The organism is Paracoccus sp. J39 (assembly GCF_000518925.1).
Lineage (GTDB): Bacteria > Pseudomonadota > Alphaproteobacteria > Rhodobacterales > Rhodobacteraceae > Paracoccus.
This window is the reverse complement of sequence record NZ_JAEN01000018.1, coordinates 80,677-97,737: the sequence shown is the minus strand read 5'-3', so window position 1 is coordinate 97,737 and position 17,061 is coordinate 80,677. Positions and strand designations below refer to the sequence as shown.

Here is a 17,061-nt window from a genome sequence, read left to right as displayed (position 1 = left end):
GGCCGGCGCCATCCGCCGGCCCCTTTTCAGATCAGCTCGCGCAGCGCCAGGGCCATGCCCGATGCGAACATCACCAGGATCAGCAGGCGGCGGAACTGCGTATCGCTTAGCCGGTGAAACAGGGCGATGCCGAATTGTGCACCGATCAGCGTGCCCGGCAGGGCCAGGGCGACCAGCAGCAGGGTGCCCCGGTCGTACAGTCCCTGCATGGCGAATAGCATGACGGCCATGCCCAGAATGCCGACGTTATAGGGTTGCAGCACGGCCCGGGTTTCCCGTTTGGGCCAGGGACGCATGGCGCACCACATTGTCGGCAGCGCCCCCGAAAGCGACGCGGCCCCGCCCAGCACGCCGCCCAGAAAGCCGATGCCGGCATCCATCACCGGCGTCGGCCGGTCGAAACGGGGCAGCGCGCGGCGCAGCGTGAAAAAGCCGCCATAGACGATCATGAAGCCGGCGATGATCAGTTTCAGGGCCAGCCCGCTGATCATGCTCAGCAACGTGACCCCCATGGGCAGCCCGATCAGCCCCGGCAGCAGGAACCGTGCCAGCCGTGCGGGCTGGTCGCTGATTTCCTGCCGGGTGATCCACAAACCCTGCAATCCGCTGGCGACCGACATCACCACCACGATGGCCACCGCCTGTTGCGGCGGCATGATCTGCAACCACAGCCCCAAGGCCAGCAGCGCCGTGCCGAAACCAGCCAGCCCGTTGATGAATCCGCCGGCCAATGCGCCGGCCATCAGCATCGCAATAAATTCCAGCGTCATGTCGCTTTCGCTTTTTCCAGGTTTTCAGGCGAGAATGTGCCGCTTGCCATTGCGCAGCCCATGGCCGCCATCATCTCGTCGATGACGCGGGCCTTGGTGCTGTCCTTGCGATGCACCAGCCCCAATTCGCGCCGAGGCGCGTGTTCCCTGGCCAGCGACAGGCGGCGCAGCGGCAAGGGGGGCGAGATTTCGACGCAGGGTTGCGGAATGATCGAGACGCCCAGGCCGGCCAGGACCATGCTGTAGATCGCGTCCAGCCCGCCCAGTTCCATGGTGTTGGCGACCGGGATGCCGTTTTCCTGAAGCCAGTTTTCGATGATCGTGCCCACGACTGCGTCGCGGGAAAAGCGGATGAAGGCGCAGCCCCGCAGGATGTCCAGCGGATCGGCAAGCCTCACCTTCTGCGAGGTGATCAGCACCAGCTCCTCCGATGCCAGGGAAAGCCAGGCCAGCCCGCGCGGCAGGATCGCGGGCTTGGACACCAGCGCCGCATCCAGGATGTCGCGCTCGACCTGGTGGATCAGGTGGGTGGTCAGGCCGGGATGCAGCCCGACCTGCAATTCGGGAAAGCGATCCTTCAGCAGGGCGGTGGCAAAGGGAACCAGCGCGGTCAGCGAGGTCGGGACAGCGCCCAGGGTGAAGGGGCCTTTCAACCCGTCATCGCCCAGCACCGAGGGGACGATGTTGTCATAGGCGCGCACCACCTCGCGAGCCTTGGCCAGCAGGGCCTGGCCGGTGGGCGTAAAGACCGGCGTCCGGTTGGAGCGGTCGAAGATCGCAACCTGCCACTTCTCCTCTAGGCTGCGCATCTGCTGGCTGACGGCGGCATGGGTGACGAAGACCGCCTCGGCGGCGGCGCTGAAGGTGCCGTGGTCGGCAATGGCGATCATGGTCTTGAGCAGGCGAATGGACATGGCGGTCCTTGGCTGCAGCAATTGGCCGTTGTTGGCGTTCTGAAATTTCAACTTACACAGATGGTAAGTTTTTACTATATTCGTTATTATTATTTACAATGACTGCCTTTTCGGATTTGTGCAAGCCCCTGCACGGTTGTCTGGCTAGCCGATCTGGTCGATGGTTTCGGGCGAGAAGGTTCCCACCGCGACCGCGCGTTCCATCGCCAGGGCGATCTCGCGGATCACCCGGCCTTTGGTGCTGTCCTTGCGCTGGACCAGGCCGAGATGCCGCGCCGGACCGTCCTTGGAGGCCAGAGGAATGCGGCGCAAGGCGGGCGGATTGGCGATCTTGACGCAGGGCTCGGGAATGATCGAGACGCCCAGATCCGCCAGAACCATGCTGTAGATCGCCTCCAACCCGGCCAGTTCCATGGTGTCGTTCACGGCGATGCCCTTGCCCTGCAACCATTTCTCGATGATAGAGCCGACGACCGCGTCGCGGGAAAACCGGATGAAGGGGTGTTCCTTGAGGATCTTGACCGGATCTTCCTCAACCAGCCTTTCCGAGCAGATCAGCACCAGCTCCTCGGCCGTCACGGGATGCCAGACGAGGCCGCGCGGCAGCATGTCGGGCCGCGAGACCAGCGCCGCGTCCAAGGCGTTGCGCTCGACCTGATGGATCAGCGGAATCGACAGCCCTGGAAACAGCCCGACATGCAATTGGGGGTATTTCGCCTTCAGGATCGCCGTCGCAAAGGGAACCAGCCCAGTCAGCGAGGTGGGGACCGCACCCAGGTTGAAATCCCCCTTGAGTCCGTCGTCGCCCAGGACCGAGGGCACGATGTCGTCATAGGCGCGCACCACCTCGCGCGCCTTGGCCAACAGGGCGCGGCCGATCGGCGTCAATTCGGGCGTGCGTGTGGAGCGGTCGAAAATCGCCACCTGCCATTCCGCTTCCAGCGCGCGCATTTGCTGGCTGACGGCGGCATGGGTGACAAAGACCGCATCCGCAGCGGCGCTAAACGTTCCGTGATCCGCGACCGCGATCAGCGTCCTGAGCATCCTTATCGACATGGTCCTGTCCATCCCCATGAAAATGCAGCTTGCCTAACATTATTGGCCAGGAAAGTCATTTTAATTTAGATATTCTTTCAAATATTGGCTTCATGCGTGGCGTGCGAAGGGATTGATAGCGATGGCGCTTCATGCTCATGTACGGTCGCCGCCATACGATCCGGCAAGCAGGCTATTCTTCCTCGCGATGGTCTGGGGCTTGTCCGGCCCCTTGCGAAAGTCGACCGGCTGGCTCGCCAGAAAGACTCGCACACCAGACGGGATCATGCCGAGCGCACCGCGCGAAGAAGCCGGCGCATCGCGGCCTCACTGAGGTCGGGGGTGACCCGGATCGTGACATCGCCCGCCATGATTTCCACCAGAGGGGCTGGCGAACCCGCAGGATCACTCTCACCTTGCTTGTTCAGGAAGGCCTTGCGCCCACCGAACAGCTGCGGCGGCGAAATCCCCAGGCGGCGGGCCAGCGCGGAAACATTGACGCCCGGTTCCAGAGCGGCGGTAACCGCCTGTGCCTTGAACTCATCCCATCACCGGCGACGCTCGCTGACCGGCGCACCGTCCCGCCGCTCGACGAACTGCAAGCTACCAGTCGCAGGCATAGGCGTAGAACTAGGCGTAGACATGGAATACCAGAGATCGGATCAATGCCCGAACCCTATCCGAGACCAGCCACGCCATTAACCCATGGGGTCTCCTTCCCGCTTACCAATCGGGTGTGGGACTGATCAGCTCTTTGTCAGGAAAATCGGTAACATGATCATGCAACGACGGCCATGACCAGAATGAGACTGATCGCAGAGAACAGCGTCTGGAACGTGATGATGCCGGCCATCAGATGGCTGTCGCCTCCCAGTTGTCTTGCGAGGACGTAGGAGGTCGGAGCGGTCGGTAGAGCAAAGAACAACACGAGAATGCCAGTTTCGAGGGCGGGCAGCGCCAGAGACGAGGCACTCAGAAATGCGATGCCCGGCATGACCAGCAGCCGAAACAGGCTATTTCCGATCATCGTCCCGTATTGCCCATGAAGCTCTTTCGGCCTCAGCGCGGCCCCTACACTGAGCAGGCCGAGCGGCAGGCTGGCAGATGCGAGCATCGGCAGCAGCTTCTCGGTTCCCCATCTCAACTCGATGCCTGCGAGATTGACCATCACTCCCCCGATACAGGCGATGATGAGCGGATTCTTCGCGACCGGCAGGATCAGCGCCGAAGGGCGCCTGCTGCTGTCGACCGACAGGGCAAGGATCGACAGCAGATTCACCGACGGGATCAGAATGGCAAGGATCGCGGCGGCGAACGGCATGCCAGCTTGGCCATAAAGGCCGCCCACAGCGGCGAGTCCAAGATAGGTATTGAAGCGAAGTGCCCCTTGGAGCAACACCCCGAACCGCGCCGCCGGCCATTTCCTGCACCACCGGGCAATAAGCAGTCCAGCGGTAGCGATGCCCAATGCCAACATGACCGCCGCGAGCAGGCGCGGCAATGCGGGGTGGTCCAGCGGTGCGGAAACAAGGCTGCTGAAAAGCAACGCCGGAAAGAGGATATAATAGTTGAGGCGCTCGGCTCCCGGCCAGAACTCCTCCCCCGGAAACCTGGCCCGCTGCATGGCGTAACCGACGAGGATCAGGAAGAAGAGCGGCCATAGCGAAGTCAGTATGTCGCTCATCCGGTCTCGGGTTCCTTGGTGTGGATCAGGCCGCCCAGATGGCCGGGCAGACCCAGGATCATGCAAGGCTCTGAATATCGCCTTCCGGAGTCCCGGCAGGAATGCGGTCTACCGCCCCATGCTGTAGAATTCATCATTGGGACGCATGCTGGTGACGTTGGCGAGCCGGTTCGACATGCCGAAGAAGGCCGAGATTGCCGCGATGTCCCACGCGTCCTCCTCGGTGAAACCGTGCGATTTCAGTGCTTGCAGATCATCCTCACCCACCTCCTGCGCCCGCTGCGAGACCTTGACGGCGAAGTCGATCATCGCCTTCTGGCGCGGCGTGATATCTGCCTTGCGGTAATTCACGGCGACCTGATCGGCGATCAGCGGGTTCTTGGCGCGGATGCGCAGGATGGCGCCATGAGCCACGACACAGTACTGGCATTGGTTGAGATTGCTGGTCGCCACCACGATCATCTCGCGCTCGGCCTTGCTGAGATTGCCGGGCTTGTCCATCAGCGCGTCGTGATAGGCGAAGAACGCCCGGAACTCGTCTGGACGATGCGCAAGCGTCAGAAAGACGTTCGGGACGAAGCCCGACTTCTCCTGCACCGCCAGGATGCGGTCCCGGATGTCGTCGGGCATCTCTGCCATGGTTGGAACCGGAAAGCGGCTGATGGCGGGTTGGTCTTCGGTCATTTCATTTCTCCAGAGAGTATCAGAGATCATTGATCGGAACGATGACGCGACCACGTACGGCACCGGCGATGAGTTGTTCGGAAACGCCGATGGCATCTTCGATCGCGATGCGGTTCGTCATGGCGTCCAGCACGCTCGGGTCGAGATCCTGGCCAAGGCGCCGCCAGGCTTCGCGCCGTTCGGCGGGCGGGCACATGACACTGTCGATGCCCGCCAGCGTGACGCCGCGCAGGATGAAGGGCGCGACCGTGGCTGGGAAATCCATGCCGCCTGCAAGACCGCAGGCCGCGACCACGCCCCGGTATTTCATCGAGGCGCAGACATTGGCCAATACGCGCCCGCCCGCCACGTCTACGGCGCCCGCCCATTGCTCGCGGCCAAGCGGTTTGCCCGGTTCGCTGAAATCGGAGCGCGGCAGGATGCGTTTCGCGCCCAGACCGGCCAGATAATCTGCTTCTTCGGGGCGGCCTGTCACCGCCACGACGTGATAGCCCAGTTTTGCCAGCACCGCGACTGCGACGCTGCCCACGCCCCCGGCGGCGCCCGTCACCAGCACCTCGCCGCTGTCGGGAGTGATGCCGTGGCGCTCCAGCGCCATCACGCACAGCATCGCGGTATAGCCCGCGGTACCGATGCTCATGGCCTGGGCGGGGGTGAAGGCGGGCTCCAGCGGGATCAGCCATTCGGCCTTCACCCGGGCCAGTTCGGCCAGCCCGCCCCAATGCACCTCGCCGACGCCCCAGCCGTTCAGCACGACCTTGTCGCCGGCCCGGAAGGCGGCGTTGTCCGAATGCTCCACCACGCCCGCGAAATCGATGCCGGGAACCATGGGAAAGCGCCTGACCACCGGCCCCTTTCCGGTGATTGCCAGCGCATCCTTGTAGTTCAGCGTCGAGCAGGCAACGCGGACCGTGACGTCGCCATCGGGCAACCGGCTTTCGTCCAGTTCGGACAGCGACACTCGCTGCCCGCTGTCGTCCTTTTCTATCAGAAGCGCCTTGAACATGGTGTTACCCCTTTGAAGTTTCAGAGCCAGATCGCAGCAGGGCGAGGAAGCCCCGGGCGAATTCATCGAGCGGGCCCGGGTCTTGCTCCAGTTTGGAGCGCAGCACCGCGCCCTCCCAGCCGATCCAGAAGAACCGTGCCAGCCGGTCGCAATCCGCATCTGTCCCAACCTGGCCGGCGGCCTGCGCCGCCCGAAGGCAGCGGGCGGTCCGCGCCTCCCAATCGTGAAACACCGCCGCCAGGCGGTGGCGGTAGGATTCGGGCAAAACACCCATTTCCTGCCCCAGATTGCCGACCAGACAGCCCCGCCGATAGCCGAACCGCGCCATGCCTGCCTTGGCATCGGCGAAGAAATTGCTGATGCGTTGCAGCGGCAACTGGGTTTCATCGTCGAGCCAGCGATCCAGCTTGCGGGCAAAATACTCGGCATAGGCATCGATCAATGCCATGCCGAAAGCCTCCTTGCTGGGGAAGTAGTGGTAGAAAGACCCCTTCGGCACGCCCGCCGAGGATAGGATGTCGTCGATGCTGACCGCACTGAAACCCTTTTCCGTCAGGACCGCCACGCCCGTCCGAATGAGCACCATGCGCGGCGCATCCGGCTGGCTCTGATCCTTGCGTGGACGGCCACGTTTGCGGGGGCCGGGGTCTAGCGAATCTCCCATCAGGTTTTTCTAGACCGATCTGCTCCTAAAATCCACAATAATTAGACCGGTCGTCTTTCAAAATGTGGACAGTCTTGCAGCGCAGATCTCAATGGAATGGCAAGTGTTGATTATTGTTTGATTAATTGTCGTGCCTCCAGTTGAGAGGCCCTTGTGTCAATGTAGTGTGAACCGATCTCTTCATGCGCTGCTGGGTAGCTATGAGATTCCCGATGCGCTGATGGCCGTCGCAGTAAGCCCGCAGCCATCGGAACAACGGGGTCTGAAGGCGGTCTATGCCCTTGGTGCTGATCAGAACTTTCGGCAGGCATCGGCTCTAAGCAATGCTTCTCGAGGCGGTGATCTCGATTTCGACTCTCGCGCCAGGGGCCGGGATCTGGCAGATGAGAAATGTGCTCGTCGGGCGGATGTCGGCAAAGACTTCGCCCAACACCGGGGTGACGGCTGTCGCCGCCTCAAGGTCGCTGACATAGACCCGGCTGACGACGACATCGGCCAGGCTTGATCCGGCTTCGCGTAGGGTCGCCTGGATCGAGGCCAGCGCGTTGCGCGCCTGTTGTCCGGGATCCTCGGGGAAAAGATTGGTCAGGGGATCGCGACCGGTCGTGCCGGAGACATGGATCGTCTTGCCGTCTATGACGGCCTTGGCATAGCCGGCCTGCGTCTCTGAAGGGGCGCCGGTGAAAATGCGGTTCTTCATGGGGAACTCCGTGGGTTGGGTGTGGACGGTCAGCCCCGTCCGCTGCAGGTCAGGACCGCAGGACGCGGCGCAGACCCGCCAGCCGGTCGATGATCACCATGGCCAGCGCCGACAGCAGGATAAGCGATCCGGCCAGCGCCGCGGCTACCGCGTCGTATTGGAACTTGATGTAGGAGAAGAGTTCGACCGGAAGCGGCGTCCAGCCCGGCGGCGCCAAGAAGACCGAGATCGGGAAATCATTCCAGGACAGGATGAAGCACAGCGCAAAGCTGGAGATCAGCCCGGTGCGGATAACCGGCAGCGTGATCGAGAACAGCGTGCGGGTCCGCCCGGCGCCCACGTTGCGCGCGGCCTCTTCGTAGCTGGGATCGAGATTGTGCAGGCTGGCCGTCAGGATGCGCAGCGCATAGGGCATGACGTGGATCGTGTGTCCCACCAGCAGCGGCACGAGGCCCGAGCCGTAGCCTACCCGCACGAACCAGATATAGAGCGCCAGGCTGAAGATGGTGGTCGGGATCAGCAGCGGCGACATCAAGACGAGGTTGACGACGCCCTTGCCGCGGAAATCGTTCCGCACCAGCGCCATGGCCGCCGGCAGCGCCAGCGCGTTGGCCAGCGTGGCCGCGACAAGGCCAAGGGCCAGGCTGACGCCCATGCCGCGCAGGAAGGTCTTGGAACTCCAGGCCGCCTTGAACCAGTCCAGCGTGAAGCCGTTCGGCGGCAGAATGAACTCGCGCGGGTTGACCGCCACGACCAGTGTCACCGCGATCGGGAAGATCAGGAAGGCCATCATCAGCAGCGTGAAGAACCGCAGGGCAATCGTGCCAAGATCAAGCCGCGTCATCGCTTTGCCTCCAGCCGGTTGAGGATGACACGGCCGAAAAAGGCGGCCATGCCCACAAGGATCAGCGCATTCACCACCACCATGATCACCGATAACGCCGAGGCAAAGGGCAGGTCGTTGTTCAGCAGCGCCTCGCGATAGATGATCAGGCCGATCATCTGCGTATTGCTGTCGCCGATCATTAGCGGCACCGCGAAGGCCGAGAAGTTCAGAGAAAAGACGATGACGAGACCGGCATAAAGCCCTGGCATGGTCATCGGGAAGACTACCTTCCAGAAGGCGGTCCAGCGGCTGGCGCCGACATTGCGCGCGGCCTCGACCAGATAGGGGCTGATGCGTTCCAGACTGTCGAGCAGCGACAGCACCACATAGGGCGCGCCGATATAGACCAGCAGGATCACCACGCCCTTGATGTCCCACATATAGCGTACCGGGCGGTCATAGACATGCAGCGCGATCATCAGCGAATTGAGCAGCCCGCCGCCGCGAAAGATCACGATCCAGCCATAGACCAGGGTCACCAGGCCGATCAGCAGCGGTGCCATGATCAGCGCCATCAGGATGTTGCGCTGCAATCCCGTCGTCTTCACGATGTAGAGCGCGACCGGATAGGCACAGATCACCGAGATCACCGTCGCCACCAGCGCGATGCGGATCGAGAACCACAGCGTGTTCACCAGATACCAGGGATCGCCCAGGAAGCGGGCGTAGTTGTCGAGCGTCATCGCTTCGACGACATAGGCGCCGTCGGCCAGCTCGTTGAAGCTGGTGCGCAGCACCCAGAGCATGGGTAACGCGACGAAGATCAGCAGCGCGACCAGCGCGGGGGCAAGCGAGGGAAGCAGGCGTCGGATCATCGCTCAGCCCCGCGTGTCATGCGGGATCACCCGCAGATGTTCGGGCAGCGTACAGATCCAGACCCTGCTGCTGCCGGCGATGAATTCGTCGAAGTTATGCACTTCCGCGCGCAGGATTTCGCCGCTGTCGAGCCGGACGGTATAGCGCAGCACGGCGCCGAAATATTCCGAAAGCTCGACCCGGCCGGCCAGCACGTTCGGCCCCGAAAGCTCGGCCGGGGAAATCGTCACCCGCTCGGGGCGGATCAATGCGCGCACGGCGCCTCCTTGCGCGACCGGCATCCGCGCTTGGGCGTGCAGCACCTGGCCCGAGGGCAGCCGCACCCCGACCATGCCGCCGCCCATGTCGCTGGCGGTACCTTCCAGGAAATTGGTGATGCCCACGAAATCCGCGACGAAGCGCGTGGCCGGATTTTCGTAAAGCTCGTAGGGCGCCGCGATCTGTTCGACGCGGCCGCCGTTCATGATCACGACCCGGTTCGACATCGAAAGCGCCTCTTCCTGGTCATGGGTCACGTAGAGCGTGGTCATCTTCATGCGCGCCTGCAGCTCCTTGAGTTCCCGGCGCATGACCACCCGCAGCGCGCGGTCGAGGTTCGACAGCGGTTCGTCCATCAGAAGCACCTGCGGCTCAAGCGCCAGCGCGCGGGCCAGCGCCACCCGCTGTTGCTGCCCGCCCGAAAGCTGGCGCGGCAGCCGGTCTTCGTAACCCGAGAGGCCGGTGACGGACAGCGCCTCCTCGATCTTGTTGCGGATGACATCCCGCGGCTTGCGGCGCAGCTTCAGCCCGAAGGCCACGTTTTCGGCGACCGTCATATGCGGCCACAGCGCATAATTCTGGAACACGAAGCCCAAGTCGCGCTTTTCGGGCGGCAGGTGGGTGACCTCGCGGCCATGCACGCGGATCGCACCGCCTGATGTGTCGGTGAAACCGGCAATCATGCGCAGCGTCGTGGTCTTGCCGCAGCCGCTTGGCCCGAGGAGCGAGACGAACTCGCCCTCGGCGACGTTGAAGGAGACATCGTCCACGGCCAGCATGGTGCCGTAGCTTTTCATGACTCGCTGGACTTGAATGGCATCATCGGACATGGGCTGCATTTCATCCTGGTTCTTGCGGCCGTCGCCGGCCCTGCGGGTGATGGCGACCTGGTTCGGTCGCCACACGGATCGGCAGCCGCTCAGCGCCCAATCTTCTGGTTCAGCTGTTGCTGCCAGTCAGCCTTGTTGGCGGTGATCTTTTCCTGATCCGGCAGGTAGAGGCGCTCGAAGGCATCGCCCATCACCAGCAGGTCGCGATAGGGGGTGTCCTCGGGCACCTCGGCATTCCTCACCGTGGGCGCATAGAGGTTGCGCGTGGCAAAGGCCACCTGGACCTGGGGACTGAGGACGTAGTCCACGAATTTCGCCGCCATGTCGGGATCGGTCGCGTCCTTGTGGATATTGATGGTCGAGATAAGCGGGAAGGTGCCCTCCTCGGGCCGCACGAAGGCGATGTTCTCCGCGCCCTTCGACAACAGGTCGCGCATCCGCCCGGTGGCCAGCATCCCGATCCAGGCATCGCCCGTCTCGAACAGCGATACCATCTGGCTTTCCACGTCCAGCGCGCCGATCAGGTTGCCGTTCTTGAACAGCTCGGCCATGCGGTTCAGGCCCGGCTCGATATTGTCGATGCCGCCGCCGTTCTGTTCGGCCTCCATCACCGTCAGGCTCAGCGTGGGGATGTGGTCGATGCCGTAGATCACCACCGCGCTTCTGTAATCGGGATTCCACAGCGCGTCCCAACTGGTGGGCGGCTCGGAAATCTGGTCGGTGTTATAGGCCAGCACGTAATCGCCGACATTGGCGAAAATCGTGTGATCCGAATAGACGGCATTGTCGTAGAGATTGGCCATATTCGGGATCTTCTGGGGGTCGAGCGGTGCCCAGAGCCCCTCTTTCTCGCCGGCGATGGAGTTGAGCAGCGTGTTGGTCACGACATCCACCTGGCCAAGCCGGGCCTTGATCAGGTGATCCGGGCTTGAGCCCACAACCCATTCGATGCGGCATTTGTTTGCCTTTTCAAATGCTTCTGCCACGGACTCATAGGTGGCCTGATAGCTGCCGCCCCAGGTGGTGACGCGCAGCATGCAATTCTGGGCCGAGGCCGCACCGGCCCAGGAGGCCGAAAGGGCGAGGCCGGCGAGAAGAAGCTTGGTGTTCATGGGGGGACTCCTGTTGGGGGATGAAGGGGCGGTTGGGATGTCGCCCCGGGGGGTCTGCCGGCCCACTTCTGCGGCGGGCGCGGCGGATTTCCGATGCTCAGTCCTGCGCCCGCGACGCACGCCGGGCACGAAGATCGCTGAGTGAATAGCGGCAATGGATGGCTTCGGGGTCGATCACCATCTCGATCAGGGCGGGTCTTCCGGCTGCCAAGGCGCGTTCGAAGGCCGGGGCGAACTCCTCTGTCGTGGTCACGCGCTCGCCATGGGCGCCATAGGCCTGCGCCAGCAGCACGAAGTCGGGATTGGTCAGGTCGGTGCCGTTGGTCCGCCCGTCGAGGCGGTTTTCCTCATGGATGCGGATCGTGCCGTAAAGCCCGTTGTTGTAGAGCAGGATGACGATATTGGCGCCATACTGCACCGCCGTCGCCAGTTCCTCGCTGCTCATCTGGAAGCAGCCGTCCCCGACGAAATCCACCACGACCCGCTCGGGATGGGCCAGCTTGGCCGCGATGGCCGCCGGCAGGGAATAGCCCATGCTGCCGCTGATGGGGCCAAGCTGGGTGTGCAGGCGGTAATGGGGGAAATAGCGCTGGCTCCAGGTGGCATAGGCGCCGACGCCATTGGTGACGATGGCATCCTCGGGCAGGCGTTTGCGCAGCCAGCCCATCACGCGGGGCAGGTTGATCGCGCCGGGGCAGGGCTGGGGCTCGCGCTCGGCCAGCAGGGTCGCCCGCAGCTTTGCGGTCCATTCCGCATGTGCCGGCATGGGACGGGCATCCCGGCTTGCCAGGGCGCGGGCGGTGGCGTCGTTGTCGGCCGCCAGTGCCAGATCGACCTGGAATACCCGGTTCAGATCGCCGTGGTCGGCCATGACATGGACGATTTTCTGCTTTGGATGCGGGATCGAGAAAAGCGTGAACCCCTCCATGTAGCCCGCGCCGATGGTGTTCACGTCGCTCAACGCATCGTTGAGCATCAGTACGAAATCCGCTTGCTTGATGTGGGCAAGCAGCGCGGGATTGGCGCCGATGCCGATCTCGCCCGCATAACAGTCCAGTCGGTGGTCGATGATGTCGCGGCGCCGGAAGGTCGTCACTACCGGCAGGCCCAGCCGGCCGGCGAAGTCCTGGATATCCTCGCGCGCAGTCTCGCTCCAGTCCGAACCGCCGACGACGACCAGCGGGCGCTGGGCCTGGGCGAGCATGCCGAAGATCAGCGCCATGTCCCCATCTCGGGGCGTCCCGGCGCGCGACGGCTGGGCCGGGCGGGCCGAGGGGGGAACGTCGCTCATCTCTTCCAGCACGTCCTCGGGCACGACCAGCACCACCGGACCGCGCCGGCCCGACAGGGCCGTGGCCCAGGCGCGCTGGACGAATTCGGGAATGCGGGCGGGGTCGTCGATCTGCGCCACCCATTTCGCCATGGGCGCGAACATCGTGCGGAAGTCGTAGGACATGAAGGCTTCGCGCTCCAAGATCGCGCGTTTCACCTGGCCCACGATCAGGATCATGGGCGAGCCGTCCTGAAAGGCGGTGTGGACGCCATTGACCGCATTGGTCGCGCCGGGGCTGCGGGTGACGAAGGCCACGCCCGGCTGGCCCGTCAGCTTGCCATGCGCCTCGGCCATCTGCGCCGCGCCGTTTTCGTGGCGGCAGCTGATCGCGCGGATGCCGGGATGTCGTGTCGCCAGGGCGTCGAGCGCGACCAGAAAGCTTTCGCCCGGCACATGATAGACGATCCGCGCGCCGTTCAGCGCCAGTTCGTCGGCAAGGATTTCAGCACCTTTTCTCATGACGCTCATCCGATGACGAAGGGGTTGGCGATTTCCTCGGCGGTCGAAAGCCAGACGGCCTTGGTCTGGAGGAACTCGCGGATGCCCTCGATGCCGTTCTCGCGGCCGATGCCGCTTTTCTTGTAGCCGCCGAAGGGCGTGGTGTAGGAGACGTCGCGATAGGTGTTGACCCAGACGCTGCCCGCCTCGATCCGCTGGGACATCAGCAGCGCGCGACGCATGTCGGCGGTCCAGACCCCGGCGGCCAGGCCGAATTCGCTGTCGTTAGCGATGGCGACGGCCTCTTCGGGCTCGTCGAAGGGGATGGCCGCCAGAACGGGGCCGAAGACCTCCTCCCGGGCGATGCGCATGTCATTGTTCACGCCGGCAAAGATCGTCGGCTCGATAAAGAAGCCGCTTGCGCATTCCTCGATCTCGGGGCGCTTGCCGCCCAGGACCAGTTCGGCACCCTCATCGCGGGCGATGTCTATATAGCCCAGCACCTTTTGATATTGTATTGCGTTGGCGATGGGGCCGATCCGGGTCTCCATGTGCTTGGGATCGCCGATACGGGCCGTCTTGGTGAATGCAGCCAGCTTTTCCAGGAACTGGTCATGCACCTTGCGATGGACCAGAAGCCGCGAGCCGGCGATGCAGGTCTGGCCCACGGCGCCGAAGATGCCGCCCACCACGCCGCGCACGGCATTGTCCAGGTCGGCGTCGTCGAAGACGATGTTGGGGGACTTTCCGCCCAGTTCCAGGCTGACGCGCTTGATGTCCCTGGCCGCCAGCGAATAAAGATGCGCGCCGGTTTTGGTCGAGCCGGTGAAGCCGACATGGCGCGTCAGCGGATGGGTGACCAAGGGCTCGCCCACCTCGGGACCGTAGCCCGTGACGACGTTGATGACGCCCGGCGGAAACCCTGCCTCCTCGACCAGTTCCATCAGCTTGAGCGCCGTGGCCGAGGTATGTTCGGCCGGCTTCATCACCAGGGTGCAGCCCGCCGCCAGTGCCGGCGCGGCCTTGAGCGAGAACAGGAACAGCGGCGCGTTCCAGGGCACGATGCCGGCGCAGACGCCCAGAGGCTCGTGGCGCGAAAAGCTCAGCGCGTCCTTGTCGCAAGGATGGACCGCCCCCTCGATCTTGTCGGCGAGGCCGGCGTAATAGTGATACCAGCGCGGGATATAGCGGATCTGGTGGCGCATCTCGGCCAGCAGGCGGCCGTTGTCGCGCACCTCGATTTCGGCCAGCGCATCGGCATTCGCCTCGATCAGATCGCCGAATTTCGAGATGATGCGGCCGCGCGCGCTGGGATGCATCCTGCCCCATGGTCCCTCCCTGAAGGCGCGGTGCGCGGCCTGGACGGCCCGGTCGGCGTCCTGGGCATTGCCGCGCGGGACCAGTGCCCAGGGCTTGGCCGTATAGGGGTCCACCGTCTCGAGATACTCCCCCGAAGCCGGGGCGACCCATTGGCCGTCGATATACATGGACAGTTTCGGCAGGCTTTCGGCGGGCATGGTCACTCCATTCTTGCAGGGCTGCTGCTTGCCGTGTCGCGACCCAACGTCATGGAATCGACTCGGCTACCATATTCCTTATCATAGAAAGTAATATTGTTATTGCCTGTCAACAACAGAATCTGTGATAGAAAATGATAGTGTTATTTGCCTATAATTTAAGCAAAATATGCAGGGAAAGGCTTCTTTCGGGCGATTTCGGTCCCTGAAGCGGGTAGAATGACCAGATTCCACTTGCAATGTCGGGAGGTGTGGGATGATAACGGATCAATAATGATATCACTTTGGATGGTGCAGTGACCACGGATCAGCCCCTTTACGAACAGATCAAGAGCGCGATCGACCGCAGGATCGAGACCGAGGAATGGCCGGCGAACTTCCAGGTCCCCTCGGAAGAGGATCTGGCGGGCGAATTCGGCGCCTCGCGGCTGACCGTGCGCCGGGCGCTACGAGAGTTGCAGACCGATGGCGTGCTGCTGCGCATCCAGGGGCGGGGCACCTTCGTCATCGGGCCGCGGATGCAATGCGCGGTCTTCAACCTGCCCGACATCTCCGAGGAAATCGCCTTCTCGGGCGGCGCGCATTCCTGCCGGGTGCTTCAGCATGCGATCCTGGGGCGCGACAGTCCGGGGCGCAACATGCTGCAGCTTTCGCCGGACGACACCGTCTTTCACTCGCGTCTGCTGCATCTCGAAGACGGCACGCCGATCCAGCTTGAGGATCGCTATGTGAACGCTGCCGAGGCGCCGGCCTATCTGGAACAGGATTTCTCGCGCATCACGCCGCACAATTGGCTTTTGCGCGAGACCCGCGTGACGACCGTGGACAACACGATCCGCGCCATCCGTGCCGACGAAGAGGTGCGCAAGCATCTGCAGATCGACGAGAACCAGCCCTGCCTGCTGCTGGACCGCTCGACCTGGCGGGACGGCATTCCCGTCACGCGCAGCCGCTTCATCTATCCCGGCGACCGTTATCGCCTGCGCTCGACCCATGAGGCGCGCTCCAACCGCATCGTGCCCACGCTTCAGGGCGGAAAGACCCGCTGATCCCGTGCAGGGAAACACCGCAAGGAGTCCGATATGAGAGAGTTCGTCCGCAAGCTTGAGGCCCGTGGCGACCTGCTGGTCGTCGATCGCGAGATCGATCCCGCGCATGAGCTTGCTGCTGTCACCCAGCTTGCGCAGAAGAAATGGGCCAGGCCGGTGATGTTCACCAATGTGAAGGGCACCCGCTTTCCCGTCGTGAGCAACATCTACAGCACGCGCGAGCGGCTGGGCGAGGTGATCGGCATCGACGCCGCCGATTTCTGTCGGCAGTGGAGCAGGCTCTCATCGCTGGGCGCGGCCGACATGAAGCAGCCGCTTGTTCCTGCCGCCCCCGCCGATCTGCCGGAATATGAAGAGGTCAGGCTTTCCGACCTGCCCCTCATCACCTATTCCGACCGCGATGGCGGGGCCTATTTCACCTCGGCCATGTTCATCGCGAAGGATCCCGAGACGGGGGTGGGCAACCTGTCCTATCACCGCTCGATGTATATCGACGACGGTGAGCTGCGCTGCCGCCTTGCGCCGCGCCACCATCTGACGATCTATCACGAGAAGGCCGAAAAGATGGGTCGGCCGCTTGAAGCCGCGATGCTCATCGGACCGCCGGCCCATGCCTTCCTGACCGCGGCCGCGCCCTTGCCCTATGACGTGGATGAGCTTGAGGTTGCGGCCCGGCTGCGCGGCAAGCCCGTCGCCATGCGCAAGTGCAACCATATCGACCTTGAGGTGCCGGCCGAGACCGAGGTGGTGATCGAGGGCCGCTTCCTGCCCAATGTCCGCCTGCCCGAAGGGCCATTCGGCGAGTTCATGGGCTATTACGTGGCCGAGGCCCCGAATGCCGTCTTCGAGGTGCTGGGCGTCACCGTGCGCAAGGATGCGATGTTCCATTCCATTCTTTGCGGCTCACCCGAAGAGGTGCTGACGCTGGAGCTTTCGGTTTCGGCCAATATCTACCAGCGGCTTTCCGCGGCCCTGCCGGGGATCGTGAACGTCACCTGCCAGCCCTTCGTGAACCATGCCGTCGTGCAGATCGAGCCGCAGTTCGAGGGCCATGCCCGCCAGGTCATGTTGGCCACCATCGGCGCCGAACCGATCTGGGCCAAGCAGATCACCGTGGTCGATACCGACGTGGACATCTACGACATGGACGACGTGCAGTGGGCGATCCTGACCCGCTGCCGACCCGACAAGGACATGATGATCATCCCCGAAACCCCGTCCTTCTATCGCGACGAGCAAAAGGACCATTGGGGCCGGCTTCTGGTCGATGCTACCAAGCCATGGGGACGCGAGGCCGAGTTTGAGCGCAAGCGCCTGCGCCTGGGCGAGCAGGTCCGCGCCGAAGACTGGTTCCCGGGGCACTGA

General features: G+C 63.4%; 16 protein-coding genes and 1 pseudogene. 2 read left to right on the top strand and 15 right to left on the bottom strand.

What is annotated here, in order from left to right; all coding sequences use genetic code 11:
• Nucleotides 1–26: 26 nt before the first annotated feature.
• The 15 genes and pseudogenes from L632_RS0116125 to L632_RS0116060 all read right to left on the bottom strand — a co-directional run bounded on the left by L632_RS0116125 (nt 27) and on the right by L632_RS0116060 (nt 14,647).
• Entirely contained in the window at nt 27–770 is a 744-nt protein-coding gene (locus L632_RS0116125; RefSeq protein WP_028714745.1) for a sulfite exporter TauE/SafE family protein, read from the bottom strand.
• Nucleotides 767–1,684, bottom strand: coding sequence for a LysR family transcriptional regulator (locus L632_RS0116120; protein ID WP_028717124.1), 918 nt, complete (start codon nt 1,682–1,684; stop codon nt 767–769). Before L632_RS0116120 ends, L632_RS0116125 begins: the two co-directional genes overlap by 4 nt.
• Nucleotides 1,685–1,828: 144 nt before the next feature.
• Nucleotides 1,829–2,740 carry a LysR family transcriptional regulator gene (locus L632_RS0116115; RefSeq protein ID WP_028714747.1) on the bottom strand — a complete coding sequence of 304 codons (912 nt, stop codon included), beginning with the start codon at nt 2,738–2,740 and terminating at the stop codon, nt 1,829–1,831.
• Between the two features lie 263 nt (nt 2,741–3,003).
• A pseudogene (locus tag L632_RS25175) lies at nt 3,004–3,252 on the bottom strand (transposase); the annotation flags it as partial.
• Between the two features lie 245 nt (nt 3,253–3,497).
• The gene (locus tag L632_RS0116110; protein WP_028714748.1) at nt 3,498–4,403 is read right to left on the bottom strand and encodes an AEC family transporter; all 906 of its coding nucleotides are present in this window, start codon (nt 4,401–4,403) and stop codon (nt 3,498–3,500) included.
• Nucleotides 4,404–4,511: 108 nt separating this feature from the next.
• The gene (locus L632_RS0116105) at nt 4,512–5,087 is read right to left on the bottom strand and encodes a peroxidase-related enzyme (protein ID WP_028714749.1); all 576 of its coding nucleotides are present in this window, start codon (nt 5,085–5,087) and stop codon (nt 4,512–4,514) included.
• A gap of 19 nt (nt 5,088–5,106) precedes the next feature.
• Nucleotides 5,107–6,093, bottom strand: coding sequence for an MDR family oxidoreductase (locus L632_RS0116100; protein ID WP_028714750.1), 987 nt, complete (start codon nt 6,091–6,093; stop codon nt 5,107–5,109).
• Between the two features lie 4 nt (nt 6,094–6,097).
• Entirely contained in the window at nt 6,098–6,757 is a 660-nt protein-coding gene (locus tag L632_RS0116095) for a TetR/AcrR family transcriptional regulator (RefSeq protein WP_028714751.1), read from the bottom strand.
• A 316-nt stretch (nt 6,758–7,073) separates the two neighbouring features.
• Nucleotides 7,074–7,457: a RidA family protein gene (locus L632_RS0116090; protein ID WP_028714752.1), complete on the bottom strand. Its 384-nt coding sequence runs from the start codon at nt 7,455–7,457 to the stop codon at nt 7,074–7,076.
• A gap of 49 nt (nt 7,458–7,506) precedes the next feature.
• Nucleotides 7,507–8,301: an ABC transporter permease gene (locus L632_RS0116085; protein ID WP_028714753.1), complete on the bottom strand. Its 795-nt coding sequence runs from the start codon at nt 8,299–8,301 to the stop codon at nt 7,507–7,509.
• Complete coding sequence (locus tag L632_RS0116080) at nt 8,298–9,158, bottom strand: ABC transporter permease (RefSeq protein ID WP_028714754.1); 861 nt, start codon at nt 9,156–9,158, stop codon at nt 8,298–8,300. Before L632_RS0116080 ends, L632_RS0116085 begins: the two co-directional genes overlap by 4 nt.
• Before the next feature lie 3 nt (nt 9,159–9,161).
• Nucleotides 9,162–10,214, bottom strand: coding sequence for an ABC transporter ATP-binding protein (locus tag L632_RS0116075; RefSeq protein WP_232215771.1), 1,053 nt, complete (start codon nt 10,212–10,214; stop codon nt 9,162–9,164).
• 122 nt (nt 10,215–10,336) lie between these two features.
• Nucleotides 10,337–11,359, bottom strand: a complete 1,023-nt coding sequence (locus L632_RS0116070; protein ID WP_028714756.1) for an ABC transporter substrate-binding protein — start codon at nt 11,357–11,359, stop codon at nt 10,337–10,339.
• A 97-nt stretch (nt 11,360–11,456) separates the two neighbouring features.
• Nucleotides 11,457–13,151 (bottom strand): thiamine pyrophosphate-binding protein, encoded by a 1,695-nt coding sequence (locus tag L632_RS0116065; protein ID WP_028714757.1) that lies wholly within the window; start codon nt 13,149–13,151, stop codon nt 11,457–11,459.
• A gap of 5 nt (nt 13,152–13,156) precedes the next feature.
• The gene (locus L632_RS0116060) at nt 13,157–14,647 is read right to left on the bottom strand and encodes an aldehyde dehydrogenase (RefSeq protein ID WP_028714758.1); all 1,491 of its coding nucleotides are present in this window, start codon (nt 14,645–14,647) and stop codon (nt 13,157–13,159) included.
• Nucleotides 14,648–14,943: 296 nt separating this feature from the next.
• Here L632_RS0116060 and hutC point away from each other — a divergent pair, with 296 nt between their 5' ends.
• Entirely contained in the window at nt 14,944–15,696 is a 753-nt protein-coding gene (gene hutC / locus L632_RS0116055) for a histidine utilization repressor (RefSeq protein WP_028714759.1), read from the top strand.
• A 33-nt stretch (nt 15,697–15,729) separates the two neighbouring features.
• On the top strand, nt 15,730–17,061 hold the full coding sequence (locus L632_RS0116050; protein WP_028717123.1) for a UbiD family decarboxylase: 1,332 nt from the start codon (nt 15,730–15,732) through the stop codon (nt 17,059–17,061).